Annotated in this window: 12 protein-coding genes and 1 tRNA gene; 7 read left to right on the top strand and 6 right to left on the bottom strand. The window is 33.2% G+C overall.

All coding sequences use genetic code 11. From position 1 onward, the window contains the following. The first annotated feature begins 16 nt into the window (after positions 1-16). From rnpA to ACH2AZ_RS03030, 3 genes are all read left to right on the top strand, one after another. Complete coding sequence (gene rnpA, locus ACH2AZ_RS03040) at positions 17-379, top strand: ribonuclease P protein component (RefSeq protein WP_394906591.1); 363 nt, start codon at positions 17-19, stop codon at positions 377-379. Between the two features lie 101 nt (positions 380-480). Then, on the top strand, positions 481-2,091 hold the full coding sequence (locus tag ACH2AZ_RS03035) for a S41 family peptidase (protein WP_394906590.1): 1,611 nt from the start codon (positions 481-483) through the stop codon (positions 2,089-2,091). 9 nt (positions 2,092-2,100) lie between these two features. After that, entirely contained in the window at positions 2,101-2,946 is an 846-nt protein-coding gene (locus ACH2AZ_RS03030) for a DUF1853 family protein (RefSeq protein ID WP_394906589.1), read from the top strand. A gap of 3 nt (positions 2,947-2,949) precedes the next feature. Here the strand turns inward: ACH2AZ_RS03030 and ACH2AZ_RS03025 are convergent, their stop codons facing one another. The 4 genes from ACH2AZ_RS03025 to rpiB form a co-directional block, all read right to left on the bottom strand. Beyond that, positions 2,950-4,494 carry a SulP family inorganic anion transporter gene (locus tag ACH2AZ_RS03025; protein WP_394906588.1) on the bottom strand — a complete coding sequence of 515 codons (1,545 nt, stop codon included), beginning with the start codon at positions 4,492-4,494 and terminating at the stop codon, positions 2,950-2,952. 106 nt (positions 4,495-4,600) lie between these two features. After that, the gene (locus tag ACH2AZ_RS03020) at positions 4,601-5,050 is read right to left on the bottom strand and encodes a GNAT family N-acetyltransferase (RefSeq protein WP_394906587.1); all 450 of its coding nucleotides are present in this window, start codon (positions 5,048-5,050) and stop codon (positions 4,601-4,603) included. A 2-nt stretch (positions 5,051-5,052) separates the two neighbouring features. Continuing rightward, a complete protein-coding gene (locus ACH2AZ_RS03015) occupies positions 5,053-5,958 on the bottom strand; it encodes a cation diffusion facilitator family transporter (protein ID WP_394906586.1) in 906 nt (301 codons plus the stop codon). Between the two features lies 1 nt (position 5,959). Then, the gene (rpiB, locus tag ACH2AZ_RS03010) at positions 5,960-6,391 is read right to left on the bottom strand and encodes a ribose 5-phosphate isomerase B (RefSeq protein ID WP_394906585.1); all 432 of its coding nucleotides are present in this window, start codon (positions 6,389-6,391) and stop codon (positions 5,960-5,962) included. Positions 6,392-7,273: 882 nt separating this feature from the next. Between rpiB and rnr the strand changes: the two genes are divergently transcribed. Genes rnr through ACH2AZ_RS02995 form a run of 3 tightly spaced genes read left to right on the top strand, consistent with a single transcriptional unit; the run spans position 7,274 to position 10,881 of the window. Next, positions 7,274-9,466, top strand: coding sequence for a ribonuclease R (gene rnr, locus ACH2AZ_RS03005; RefSeq protein ID WP_394906584.1), 2,193 nt, complete (start codon positions 7,274-7,276; stop codon positions 9,464-9,466). A 10-nt stretch (positions 9,467-9,476) separates the two neighbouring features. Next, positions 9,477-10,157 carry a head GIN domain-containing protein gene (locus ACH2AZ_RS03000; protein WP_394906583.1) on the top strand — a complete coding sequence of 227 codons (681 nt, stop codon included), beginning with the start codon at positions 9,477-9,479 and terminating at the stop codon, positions 10,155-10,157. A 40-nt stretch (positions 10,158-10,197) separates the two neighbouring features. Continuing rightward, complete coding sequence (locus tag ACH2AZ_RS02995) at positions 10,198-10,881, top strand: LysE family translocator (protein WP_394906582.1); 684 nt, start codon at positions 10,198-10,200, stop codon at positions 10,879-10,881. A gap of 46 nt (positions 10,882-10,927) precedes the next feature. On the opposite strand, the gene ACH2AZ_RS02990 is transcribed toward ACH2AZ_RS02995, so the two are convergent. Both ACH2AZ_RS02990 and folB read right to left on the bottom strand, forming a co-directional pair. Further along, a tRNA-Cys gene (locus ACH2AZ_RS02990) sits at positions 10,928-10,998 on the bottom strand. 47 nt (positions 10,999-11,045) lie between these two features. After that, entirely contained in the window at positions 11,046-11,402 is a 357-nt protein-coding gene (gene folB, locus ACH2AZ_RS02985; RefSeq protein ID WP_394906581.1) for a dihydroneopterin aldolase, read from the bottom strand. 569 nt (positions 11,403-11,971) lie between these two features. On the opposite strand from folB, the gene ACH2AZ_RS02980 reads away from it, so the two are divergent. Then, on the top strand, positions 11,972-13,651 hold the full coding sequence (locus ACH2AZ_RS02980) for a glutamine--tRNA ligase/YqeY domain fusion protein (RefSeq protein WP_394906580.1): 1,680 nt from the start codon (positions 11,972-11,974) through the stop codon (positions 13,649-13,651). Positions 13,652-13,732 lie beyond the last annotated feature (81 nt).

Genomic DNA, 13,732 nt, shown 5'->3' with positions numbered 1-13,732 from the left:
TTGTTATATTTACAGTATGAAAAAAACCTTAGGAAAAGATCAACGTTTAAAAAGTAAGACAGCTATAAAAGCTCTGTTTGAAAATGGAGAAACGCAGAAAAAATTTCCGCTCAGAATGGTATATAAGCCTGCTTTAAAAAAAGATCAAGATGCTCCAAAAATAATGGTTAGCGTTCCTAAGCGCAACTTTAAACTTGCTGTAGACAGAAATCGTATCAAAAGGCAAATACGCGAAGCTTACCGGTTACAAAAAGATCAGATTAAGCTGCATAAAAACTATCATATCTTGTTTATTTTTTTAGGTAATAGAAAGCAGACTTCTACCACTATTTCAAAAGCAATGCAGCAGCTTCTAATCGAATTTAATAAAAAAGTTTAGCTTTAAGCGCTACTAAAAATCTAATCTATACTTGAATTTTATTTGCTTATATTTACCCGACAGGTTTGCTCCTGCAATCAACTTTTTAAAGCAAAATATTCATGAAAAAAGGAATAATAGGAATAACGCTGGTAGGTATTTTTATACTTACATCGGGATTTAAAAATGATTTTTTTGCTATAGCCAAGCAAATAGAACTTTTTACTTCTGTTTTTAAAGAAATAACCATGAATTATGTAGATGAAACCAATCCTGCAGAATTAATGGATACAGCTTTAACAGCTATGTTGCGTGAATTAGATCCTTACACCCAGTATTATAATCAACAAGAGGTTGAACAAGCACGTATCAATCAATCGGGTGAGGTGGCCAGTATTGGGGCACGTATAAAAAGTAACAAGAACAAATTAATTGTTGTAGCCTTAACCCAAGATGCCCCAGCAGATCAAGCTGGATTACAACCCGGCGATGAATTAGTACGAATAAATGATATTGCAATAAGTGAGTATGCAGATAATGCTATCAACTTACTCAATGGGGCGGCTAATACCAGTGTGAATATTGCGTATAAACGCCAAGGCAAAATTTATGAGGCTCAAATAAAAAGGTCTGCTCGAAAAGAAAAGGCGGTACCTTTTTATATTTTAGATAAAGAAGCGAACGGGTATATTGTACTTAAAGAATTTACGAGAACTGCTTCTTTTGAAGTAGGAATGGCGGCAAAAGATTTAATAGATCAAGGCGCAAAAAGATTGATTTTAGATTTACGAAACAACCCAGGCGGATTGTTAAGTGAAGCGGTAAATGTTGCTAATTTATTTGTACCAAAAAACACTTTGATTACCTATACCCAGTCTAATATTGATAAATACAATCAGAGTTATAAAACTAAAAATGAAGCTTTAGATACACAAATACCCTTAGCCATACTTATCAATGCAAAAAGTGCCTCTGCGAGCGAAATTGTTGCAGGTAGTTTACAAGATTTAGATCGGGCAGTGATTATTGGAGGCAAAAGTTTTGGTAAAGGATTGGTACAACGCCCTAAAAATTTAAGCTATGGTTCTCAGGTTAAAATAACCATTTCACGGTATTACACCCCTAGCGGAAGATGTATTCAAGCCTTAGATTATAGCAAAAACGGCCAGGCTAAAGAAAATAAGAAGCACAAGGCATTTAAAACCAAAGCAGGAAGAATAGTTTATGATGCAGGAGGTATAACACCAGACGTAAGTTTAGCTTCTTCTTTAGTAAGTCCTATCACCCAGGCGCTACTAGACCAAGATTTGATATTTGATTTTAGCACTCAATATTACCTTAATAACAAAGGGGTAAATATGAATTCTTATCCTAAAAACTCTACTATTTTTAAAGCATTTAACCAATATCTTAAAAAGGTCGAATTTAATTATGAGACCAACACTGAAAAAGATTTAAAAAAGCTTAAAGAACAAGCCGAAAAAGAAGGAATGGCTACAAAACTGAATGAAGCACTAAGCAATTTAGAACTTCAGCTTAAAAACACAAAAGCCGAAGCTATTGAAAGACAAAAAGAAGAGATACTATACTGGATAAATAAGCAGTTATTATCGAATTATTTTTATGAAAAAGGAGCCTATGAATATTTTTCAAAACACAATTCCGAAATTTTAGAAGCCAAACGCATTTTAAATGATACTAAAGCTTACGCCGATATTTTAAATAAAGCTTAATTTATAAATATGCGCGAGAGGTATAAAAATCAATTACAATTCTTGGGTTATCAAAAAGCTCATCATTTAATTTTACCAGATTCCTTTTACGGAATAGATTTTTTTAAACTTCCCACTAAAGAAAACCTTATACAAGCTGAAGAATTAGCAGCACTTCCCGATAAATTAGTTTTAGGTAAGCGCGCTGAAGCCTTTTTTGAGGCTGAAATAAATCTATCTAACCGCTATGATATGTTGGGTAGCAACCTACAAATAATAGAGGATAAAATAACCTTAGGCGAGATTGATTTTTTACTGAAAGATTTAAGTACTGGTGATTTTTTGCACGTGGAGCTAGTTTATAAATTTTATTTACTTGATACCCGTATTCAAAATCCGCTTGAAGCTTGGGTGGGAGCTAACCGAAAAGATTCCTTATTACGGAAATTAGATCACTTAAAAAACCATCAGCTTCCGCTTTTACAAAATCATAGCGTTCAGTATTTTTTAAAAAAATTGGGGATTAACCCCAATCAAATTAAGAATCAATATGCTCACTTTAAAGCGCATCTTTTCTTACCAAAAGGATATAATAAGTCCATTTTACCATATTTAAATCCTAACTGTATTTCGGGTACTTACGTAGATTTAAATAGCTTCAAAAGTGATACGTATTTTAGAGATAAATTGTATTATTCTCCCTTTAAAAAAGACTGGAGTATATCTCCTCATTTAGATGTGAATTGGGTAGATTACAACAAACAATTAGAAGAAGTTGAATTTCTTGCTCAAAATAAGAAATCATCTTACTTATGGGTAAAAAATAAGCTCGATCAAATCGAGCTTATTTTTGTAGTTTGGTGGCCTATCGGCTAGAAATTAGCTTACTTCGCTACTCCCCATTACGGTATAAGAGGGGTCTTCAATAATATTCACCTGTATAATTTTCTCTGCATTATGTAAAAGTCTTCTACAGTCTGGACTTAAATGCTTGAGGTGTATTTTTTTACCTTGTTTTAAATAGCGTTCGGTTAGTTTGTTTACGGCATCGATCGCACTCATATCTGCAATTCTACTTTCGGCGAAATCAATAATCACTTCATCGGGATCATTTTCTACATCAAATTTACTCGTAAAAGCCGTGGTCGAACCAAAAAATAAAGGTCCGTACAATTCATAATGTTTCACTCCCTTTTCATCTACATATTTTCGAGCACGTATTCGTTTAGCGCTTTCCCAGGCAAACACTAAGGCTGATATAATAACACCAATAAGTACAGCTAAGGCTAAATTATGCAAAATAATGGTTATAAAAGTTACCACGAGCATAACAAATATATCGTGTTTAGGCATTTTTGAAAGTGCCTTAAAACTTGCCCATTCAAAAGTACCAAAAGCTACCATAATCATAACGCCAGTTAAAGCCGCCATTGGAATTAATTCTATTACAGGAGCTCCAACTAATATTATTACTAATATGGTTAAGGCCGCCACAATACCCGATAATCTTGCTCTAGAACCAGAAGATAGATTTACTAGAGTTTGCGCAATCATAGGGCAACCTCCCATTCCAAAGAAAAAACCGTTGGTAATATTGGCAGCACCCTGCGCTAAGCACTCCCTATTGCTATTTCCTTTGGTATTGGTAATTTCATCTACAAGGTTTAAAGTAAGAAGTCCTTCGGTTAAACCTACTGCCGCCATTATTAAACCATAGGGCAAAATTATCTTAAGCGTTTCTAAGGTAAATGGAATGTCAGGAATATGAAATGGAGGCAAACTACCGCTTACTGAGGCAATATCTACAACCTGTTTAGTATCTATATTGAAGACTAGTACCAAGATAAAAACAACCAAAATAGCTACTAAAGAAGCAGGAACAGCTTTTGTTATTTTTGGTAAAATTAGGATAATACCTATGGTTAGTGCGGTAAGACCCGCCATAATTAAAAATGGTGTTCCTGTGAGCCAAGTATATTCTCCATTCATTTTAATTTTGAATTGCTCTAGCTGCGACATAAAAATAATTACCGCTAAACCATTTACAAATCCAAACATAACGGGTTGTGGAACCAATCGAATGAATTTACCTAGTTTAAAAAGCCCTACCAAAATTTGTATAATTCCTGCAATAGCTACCGCTCCAAAAACATATTCTAAACCATGCGATTGCATTAATGCGATTAATACCACTACGGTAGCCCCAGCACCGCCAGAAACCATACCTGGTCTACCTCCAAAAATGGCGGTAATTAATCCCATTATAAAAGCCGCATATAAACCCACTAGCGGAGGGAAATCTGCTAAAATGGCGAAAGACAGCGATTCTGGAATCATTGTCATAGCTACGGTTAAACCGGCTAATATTTCTGTTCTATAATTTACTTTTTGCTTAAAGTCAAATAAATTGAGTACTTTTTTCATAAGGTAATGGGCTTTATCACTTGAAAATCAACCTGAAAGCTCGTTTTTTAAAATAGTTTGCAAAAGTAAAAAAAATAGATGACTTTATGGGTCTATATAGCTTAAGCTATTTATAGTAAAGCATATTGATATGCGGTATCCCATCTTCTAAGTAAGAGTCTCCTGTTTTTACAAATCCTAAGGAGGTATAAAATTCTAACAAATAAAGCTGTGCTGAGATTCGAATTGAAGAGGTAGAGTAGTGTGATGCTATTGCCTTTATGGCTTGGTGCATAAGTTGTTGGCCAAAAGCTTTTTTACGTTGATTTTTTGCAACCAAAACCCTGCCAATACTAGCTTCAGTAAAATAAAGTCCGGGTTTAAAACAACGAGCGTAAGCTACCAATTCATTATCTTTATAACCTAGTATATGCAAAGCCCGTTGATCTTTATTATCTAGATCTGGATACAAACAATTTTGTTCGAGAACAAAAACATCAGCTCGAAGTTTTGCAAGCGCATACAGCTGATTTAAAGAAAGTTGACTGAAAGTTTTTTGATAAAAAGTAATAGGCATATTTAGTCTTGTACAATTATTTCTTTGGTATCCTTCTTATTAAATTCTGGTTGAAGATTAAAATGATTAATACCGTATTTTTGGTTCAGTAATACTTTTAGTTCTTCTAATATTTCATTAAAACTTGAAAGCGAAATATCGTGATGAAAATCAAGATGAGCTTCGAGATGAATTTCGGTTTCATTGAGTGACCAAATATGCACGTGATGCATATTTTTTATTTCGGGAAAACTACAAGCTGTTTTTACTAATTCTTCTGTTCGAATAGATTCTGGAGTAAAGAGCATCAAAATATTAAAAGAGGATTTTAATAAATCATAACCCATTACAATTAAGTAAACAGCAATACCGGCAGTAAGCAAACTATCTATCCAATAAAATCCGTAAAAACGCATTAATAAACCTCCTAATAATACCGCTACGGAAGCTAACATATCGGTTAATAAATGAAGATATGCCGATTTCATATTCATATTTGCTTTACTGTCTTTTTTCATCAGTAAAACACTAAACCCATTACCTAAAATGGCCACTGCGGCCAACACGATTACTATAGTAGAATCTATGCTTTGTGGATTTATAAATCGATCTATGGATTCTTTTATTAAAAGGACAGAAATAACCATAAGGCTTGCGGCATTAACAAATGCTGCAATAATTTCTGCCCTTTTATACCCGAATGTTTTACTAAAAGAGGCACTTTTTGAAGCCATTTTGTTGGCCCAAAAACTTATAATAAGACTCACCACGTCTGTAAAATTATGTAAAGCATCAGATAATAAAGCGAGGCTACCGCTAATAAGGCCTCCTATAACCTGTGAAATGGTTATGAGTATATTTAAAAAAATAGATATTTTTAAATTCTTACCTGAAAGTACAGGATGTTTATGATCGTGGTGGTGACTCATATTATTGGCAAGCGATTTTATTTACCCGGTTTTGATGTCTTCCCCCTTCAAATTGAGTACTTAAATAAGTGTCTACCATTTCAATTGCTTGCGGTAGACTGGTAAAACGAGCAGGAATACTTAATATATTTGCATCGTTATGTGCTCGTGCTAGTGCTACTATCTCTTTGGTCCAACATAAAGCGCATCTCACGTCTGCATGTTTATTAGCGGTCATAGCAGCACCATTACCGCTTCCGCAAATAATTATTCCTAAATCTACCTTTTGCTCACTTACCGATTGAGCAACAGGGTGAATAAAATCTGGGTAATCTACACTCTCTTCGTGGTCTGTACCATGATTAATTACTTTTACTCCTTTATTCTCTAGATGATTAATAATGGCTTTTTTGTATGCCGTACCGGCATGATCGTTTCCAATTGCGATGGTCATAATAAAATTTTGTGTTGTTGATAGAGACAAAGGTATGAAGTTTTTCAGCCAGAATGACTATTTACAGGTGTGTTAATTAAAAATGATAAACACTTCAGCTTAAAGCAATTAATAATTCACTCATTTTGTTGATAAGTGCTAATATTTTCTTAAAACTTATTTTTGGTTATTCCATTTTTATTTCAATATGAACGTTTAATTATCAAAGTCAAGTAAAGTTATTTATTTTTTAAAAAAAGTTTTATGCTGTAATCTCACACTTATCAACATGTTTTTTCAAAATCTTTAATAAACATTCTATTGTGAATTCACTTATTAACAGTTGTTAATAAGTGAATCGAAAACTATATAAATCAATATTTTACTATTAACAAATGCAAGAAATTTAGTTTAAGTTTTGTGTTTAATGATAAATCAAAAAAATGATATGTAAAATTATACCGCTATTCACAAACAATAATAATCATCATTTTTTTTTTAATTTAAATAAGAAGAAAATAATAATACTATAGAATGTTGATAAGTTGGCTAAAGCGAAAAAGAACCCGAATTAAACTTAAAAAAATAGATAGACTAAAACTACCTATTTAGAAAATGGCATTAATCGAAAAGAAAATACTTAGATATCCCAAAATAAAAATGAGAATAAATAAGAAAAGATATTTTTTACTTTTAGACATCAAAAATGGATTGTTAGTAATGTATACCTCAAAAATACAATATTTTTGCATTTATTTAACATTATTGTAATGTTATTTAATGGTTAGCTTTATGTAAAGTAGTAAAGTTGTGCTATTTTTTATATTTTAAATACAAAAGTTTATATAAAATACTCTTAGCATTCGTTTATATACTTTACTTTTATCCAAGTAAATAGATACTATGACAAAAAGAAAAAAGAAAAAATCCTCTCAAAATAAAATAAATAATCTATCTCAAAAGATTTTAAGCATATTGCGTGAGCATCAAGAAAAAAGCTTTAACTACAAACAAATAGCTGCCAAATTAAAGGTTAACGATGCTTCAGGCCGAAATCAAATAATAAAGAAACTCAATCAATTGGCTGGTAAAAAAGATATTTTAGCTGTTGATCGAGGAAAATTTCAAATCAATTTACAGCATAATTATTACCAAGGCGTAGTTGACATGACTTCAAAGGGTGATGCTTATATTGTGCTCGAAAATGAAGACAATGATGTTTTTGTGCCCAATAATCAGCTTAACAAAGCTTTAGATGGAGATTTGGTAAAAATTTATATCTATAACAAAAGAAGAAATAGAAGAAGCGAAGGTGAAGTGGTTGAAATTGTTAAACGCAATAAAACAAAATTTGTAGGAACCTTGGCCAAACAAGAGAATTTTGGTTTTGTTGTGGTGAATGATACGAAAATGTATACCGATATTTTTATAGGGAAAGATCAACTGGATAAAGCAGAAAATGGAATGTTGGTTTTGGTTGAACTTCAAGAATGGAAGAAGAAAGGAGATTCACCACTAGGGAAAATCATAGAAGTTTTGGGTAAACCAGGAGAACACGAAACAGAAATGAAAGGAATTCTGGCAACCAATGATATTGCGGCCGAATTTCCAGAAGAAGTAGAAACATTTGCGCAACAGCTAGATACAAGTATCACCCAGCAAGAAATTAATAAAAGAAGAGATTTACGTGAGGTGCTAACCTTTACTATAGATCCTAAAGATGCCAAAGACTTTGATGATGCTTTGAGTTTTAGAACTCTTGATAATGGAAATGTAGAAATAGGGATTCATATTGCCGATGTTTCGCATTATGTACAACCCAATACCCCTTTAGATGATGAAGCATACGAAAGGGCTACTTCTATTTATTTAGTTGACCGTGTAATTCCTATGTTACCAGAAATTTTATCAAATAAAGCTTGTTCTTTGCGACCTCACGAAGAAAAATTTACTTTTTCGGCTATTTTTGAACTCAATGCACAATCCAAAGTTATAAATCAATGGTTTGGGAGAACCGTCACCTATAGCGACGCCCGTTTTGCTTATGAAGAGGCGCAGCATATTATTGAAACCAAGCAGGGTAAGATACCGGCAGAGATTGCAATTGAAGGCGAAAGCTATGAAGCCGATTCCAAGGTCGTTGAAGCGATATTGAGTCTAGACAAATTAGCTAAAATTTTACGTAAAAAACGTATGCAATCGGGGGCGATTTCATTTGATAAAGTTGAAGTTAAATTCAATTTAGATGAAGATAATGAACCTTTAGGTGTATTTTTCAAAACTGCCAAAGACGCCAATAAATTAATCGAAGAATTCATGTTGTTGGCAAATAAAAAAGTAGCCGAATTTATCGCTAAACAAGAACCAAAGAAAACTTTTATATACCGCTGTCACGATGAACCTAACGATGAAAAATTAACTTCTTTAGAGACTTTAGTCGCTAAATTTGGTTACAAACTTAATTTGAGTAGTCCTAAAGCTATTTCAAATTCCTTAAACGGATTGCTAGAAGAAGTACAAGGTAAAAAAGAACAAAATCTGGTTGATACGCTTACCATTCGAAGTATGAGTAAGGCTTATTATAGTACAAAAAACATCGGTCACTACGGCTTAGCTTTTGACGCATATAGTCACTTTACCTCCCCTATTAGACGTTACCCAGATATTATGGCGCATCGTTTATTGCAGCATTATTTAGATCAGAAATCAAGTCCAGACGATGAAGTTTATGAAGATCGATGCAATCATTGTAGCGACATGGAGAATTTTGCCACACAAGCAGAACGCGACTCGATCAAGTATATGCAAGTAAAATTTATGAAGAATCATCAAGACGAAACCTTTTTAGGCGTTATTTCTGGTGTAACCGAGTGGGGAATTTATATTGAAGTACAAGAAAATAAATGTGAGGGTATGGTACGTTTACGCGATTTAAATGATGACCACTACGATTATGACCCAGAAAATTTTGCTGTAGTCGGAAGAAATTCTAAAAAGGTGTATCAATTAGGAGATGATGTGTTGGTAAAAGTTAAAGAAGCCGATGTAATTAAAAGGCATCTTGATTTTCACTTATTAGGTCATGCCGAATCTTAATTTTATAAGTATGAAAAATGTAATAGGAATATTTAGTATTTTATGGTTGGCAATTTTGCAACCACAAATTTTAAATGCACAAAGAAATTTTGAAGTAGATGAATTCAAGGAGATAAAGGTCTTTAGTAAAATTCACGTACAAGTAAAAATAGCAGAAACCAATCGAGTTGAAATAAAAACTGGAAGTCCAGATGATATTTCAATATTTGTAGAAGAAGGAGTTCTAAAAATTAGATCGACCTTAAAAAATCTTTGGGAAGATGAAGATATTCAAATAGAGGTTTATGCTAAAAATCCTGTTACTTTAGATGCTAATGAAGGTGCTTATATCTATACAGAGAAAATAAATCAGTCAGAACTGCATCTAAAAGTACAAGAAGGTAGTGAAATCAAAGTAGTAGATGTTGATGTAAAAACCTTAAGGTTGAAAGCGGTAACCGGCGGAATTTTAACTGCCAAGGGTTTAGCAGAAGACCAGATGGTTAAAGTAAGAACAGGTGGAGAGTATGATGGCCAGGGTTTAATAAGCAAAAAAACTACTGTAGAAATTAATGCCGGGGGATTGGCGCACGTGCATGCCACAGAAGCTTGTGATGCAAAAGCCAGTACTGGGGGTAATATCTTAATTTATGGTAAACCCAAAAGCCTGAATAAAAAGGCAAGCTTTGGCGGAAGCATCTCCTTAAAATAAATCAGTTGCTTACCTTTGTATAAGATAGATGCTTGCAAGTATGATAGATATTATTTTAAAAGCGATACCCTTAGGCTTTTTTTTAGCTTTTTTATTGGGTCCCGTTTTTTTTGTTTTACTCGAAACAGCAGCCCTAAAAGGATTTAAAGCGGCTATATCTTTTGATATAGGCGTAATTGTAGCCGATATTGTCTTTTTATGCATTGCCTACTTTAGTACCAGTAAGCTTTTAAACAGTATTAAAGATGATCCTGCTCTTTTTATTTTTGGCGGAGGTATTCTTATTACCTATGGATTAATTACTTATATAAAAGGCAAAAAAGCAGTAAATACACATAATGATAATGAGGTACGCCAATTAAAAAAAAGTGATATTGCTGGGCTTTTTGCAAAAGGATTTCTACTCAACTTTGTGAATATTGGCGTGTTGGGATTTTGGCTGGGATTAATCATAATTTTTGGTCCCCAATTAGATATGCAACCCGATAAATTATTGGTTTTCTTTGCCAGTGTATTATTGAGTTATTTTGTGGTGGATTTGTTAAAGATTCTATTAGCCAAAAGACTGAATCATAAATTAACCCCAAAAAGAATTATTTCTATTAAAAAAATAATAAGTTTACTCATTATCGTTTTTGGGCTGGTTCTGGTGGGCAGAGGTATTTTCCCCGAAGAGCTCAATAGCTTAGAAAAGGATGTTGAATATACTTTACCGCAAGAATAATTAAATGAAAATAAAAAAGCAACAATTTAAATTGTTGCTTTATTTGAGGTGCCGAGCGGATTCGAACCGCTGTAGATGGTGTTGCAGACCACTGCCTAGCCACTCGGCCACGGCACCTTATCATTGCAGTGCAAATGTAATGAAAAAAAATCTATAAAAACAAATTATCGTTTAGCCTTTAAAGTGATACTTACCGATGCTACATCACCATCGAGTGGCGGATTTACTTTAGCTACACTTACTTCTGCTTTAGTAACTTGTTTTAAATCAGTAAATATACGGTCTAAAATACGTTGAGCCACGTGTTCTAATAATTTAGAACGAATGGCCATTTCTTCTTTTACAATTTTGTTTAAATGAACATAATCTACGGTATCGCTAAGTTCATCGCTTAAAGCGGATGGAGCTAAATCTGCTTTCACTTTTAAATCTACTCTATAATCGCTCCCTATTTTACCTTCTTCTGTTAAACACCCGTGATGTGCGTAAACGCGAATGTTATTTAATTTTATAATCCCCACAATATTTTTTTTACGAAGATACAAGCATTTATTTTTTCAACTTAATTTTAAATGAATTTATTCTTTTAAAGAATGTTCTTCCAGCTAGGATGATGTTTTTTTTAGAATATTTGTATTTTAAATTATTTTGGATAATAAATTAGAAGCCATTTTATGAAAATTAATGAGGTGTTAGATAAATTACTTTTTAATAAATTCACATTTATATTTTATTTAATTATAACACCATTTAATTTAAATGGATTATATGTTTTTATAAAAGATGAAGAATAAAGTAATTTCTTTATCATTGATTGGATAATATTTACAATTGTAATGCTTATACTAATACTATATCCAATAGCCTATTACAAAAGATCTAAAACAATCGAATAGCTTACCTCAATATCCTTGAGGGTTTAATTAAACTATTAACTACTAATAGGTAATCTATAGGTAATTTAGTTCCAAAATATAATCTCTCTAAAACAAGTGAAAGTATTTGAGACTAAATTTTTAAAATACTTTCATGAGAACAATCTAGTACATTTTAATTTTTGATAACTTTGCTACTTATCATTTTAAAGATTATGACAGAAGAAAAAAAATCATTGAATTTCATAGAGCAAATCATAGAAGAAGATCTTCAAAACGGATATAAAAAGGAGGAGTTAAAATTTCGTTTTCCACCTGAGCCAAATGGTTATCTTCACATAGGTCATGCCTCATCCATCAATCTAAATTTTGGATTAGGTTTACGTTACAATGCGCCCGTAAATCTACGTTTTGATGATACCAATCCCATTAAAGAAGAAAGCGCTTATGTAGATGCCATTAGAAAAGATGTAGAGTGGTTAGGTTTTAAATGGGAAAAAGAATGCTATGCCTCAGACTATTTTCAGCAATTGTATGATTGGGCGGTAATGCTTATTAAGACCGGTAAAGCTTATGTAGATAGTCAAACATCTGAAGCTATGGCGCAACAAAAAGGAACCCCAACCCAAGCGGGTACTTCTAGTCCATACAGAGAGCGTAGTGTAGAAGAGAATTTAGAGCTTTTTGAAGCCATGAAAAATGGTGAAACCAAAGAGGGCGAGCACGTATTACGCGCCAAAATAGATATGGCTAGTCCTAATATGCTTATGCGCGATCCTGTTATGTATAGAACACTACATAAACCACACCACCGTACTGGAGATGCTTGGAAGATTTATCCGATGTACGATTGGGCACACGGTGAAAGCGATTTTATAGAAGAAATTTCGCATTCTTTTTGTACGCTTGAGTTTCTTCCGCACAGAGAATTATACAATTGGTTCTTACAACAAATCAGTACAACCAATGATTTTGTTCCAAAGCAAAGAGAATTTGCTCGTAGAAACTTAAGTCATACGGTAGTAAGTAAGCGTAAATTAGCCCAATTGGTAGAAAAGGGTATTGTTACGGCCTGGGATGATCCTCGTATGCCTACTATTTCTGGTTTGCGTCGTCGCGGATACACACCTAACTCTATTCGAAAATTTTCCGAAACTATTGGAGTAGGTAAACGCGAAAATGTAATTGATATGAGTCATTTAGAATTTTGCGCTCGAGAAGATCTTAACAAAACCGCAACCCGTGTAATGGGTGTTTTAGATCCTTTAAAATTAGTTATTACTAACTATGATGAAGCGAAAGAAGAATGGTTAGAAACAGAGAATAACCCAGAAGATGAACAGGCAGGAACACGTACTATACCTTTTTCTCGTGAAATTTACATCGAAAAAGAAGATTTTAGAGAAGAAGCTAACCGTAAATTCTTTAGGTTAAAATTGGGTAAAGAAGTGCGTTTAAAAAGTGCTTACATCATTCAGGCCAACGAAGCAATTAAAGACGAGAATGGAGAAATTGTAGAGGTGCATTGTACGTATGATCCAAAAAGTAGAAGCGGTAGCGGTACTCCAGAATCAAAACGAAAGGTTAAAGGTACCTTGCACTGGGTTTCTATAAAACATGCAGTACCGGCCGAAATTCGTTTGTATGATAGACTTTTTACCGATGCGACTCCAGATGCTCATAAAGAAAAAGACTTTTTAGAATTTATAAATCCTAAATCTTTAGAAAAGATTACGGGATATGTGGAGCCGGCGCTTCAAAAAGCAAAAGAGCTGGAGCATTATCAATTTCAACGTATAGGTTATTTTTGTGTTGATCAAGATAGTTCAGAAAACCAATTGATTTTTAATAAAACGGTAGGTTTACGAGACTCTTGGGCTAAGATTGATAAATAAATAATTTATAATAAATTTTAAACTATTAACCCATCATTAACACATAAATGATGGGTTTTCTGTTAAATTTGAGCAATTATA

This window comes from uncultured Mesonia sp. (assembly GCA_947499595.1).
GTDB lineage: Bacteria > Bacteroidota > Bacteroidia > Flavobacteriales > Flavobacteriaceae > Mesonia > Mesonia sediminis.
Note: the sequence above shows the minus strand (reverse complement) of the source record. Positions and strands in the feature narration are given on the sequence as shown.

Coding starts and splice junctions, on each gene's coding strand:
- rnpA (WP_394906591.1), top strand. CDS start 17: ATGAAAAAAACCTTAGGAAAAGATCAACGTTTAAAAAGTAAGACAGCT.
- ACH2AZ_RS03035 (WP_394906590.1), top strand. CDS start 481: ATGAAAAAAGGAATAATAGGAATAACGCTGGTAGGTATTTTTATACTT.
- ACH2AZ_RS03030 (WP_394906589.1), top strand. CDS start 2,101: ATGCGCGAGAGGTATAAAAATCAATTACAATTCTTGGGTTATCAAAAA.
- ACH2AZ_RS03025 (WP_394906588.1), bottom strand. CDS start 4,494: ATGAAAAAAGTACTCAATTTATTTGACTTTAAGCAAAAAGTAAATTAT.
- ACH2AZ_RS03020 (WP_394906587.1), bottom strand. CDS start 5,050: ATGCCTATTACTTTTTATCAAAAAACTTTCAGTCAACTTTCTTTAAAT.
- ACH2AZ_RS03015 (WP_394906586.1), bottom strand. CDS start 5,958: ATGAGTCACCACCACGATCATAAACATCCTGTACTTTCAGGTAAGAAT.
- rpiB (WP_394906585.1), bottom strand. CDS start 6,391: ATGACCATCGCAATTGGAAACGATCATGCCGGTACGGCATACAAAAAA.
- rnr (WP_394906584.1), top strand. CDS start 7,274: ATGACAAAAAGAAAAAAGAAAAAATCCTCTCAAAATAAAATAAATAAT.
- ACH2AZ_RS03000 (WP_394906583.1), top strand. CDS start 9,477: ATGAAAAATGTAATAGGAATATTTAGTATTTTATGGTTGGCAATTTTG.
- ACH2AZ_RS02995 (WP_394906582.1), top strand. CDS start 10,198: ATGATAGATATTATTTTAAAAGCGATACCCTTAGGCTTTTTTTTAGCT.
- ACH2AZ_RS02980 (WP_394906580.1), top strand. CDS start 11,972: ATGACAGAAGAAAAAAAATCATTGAATTTCATAGAGCAAATCATAGAA.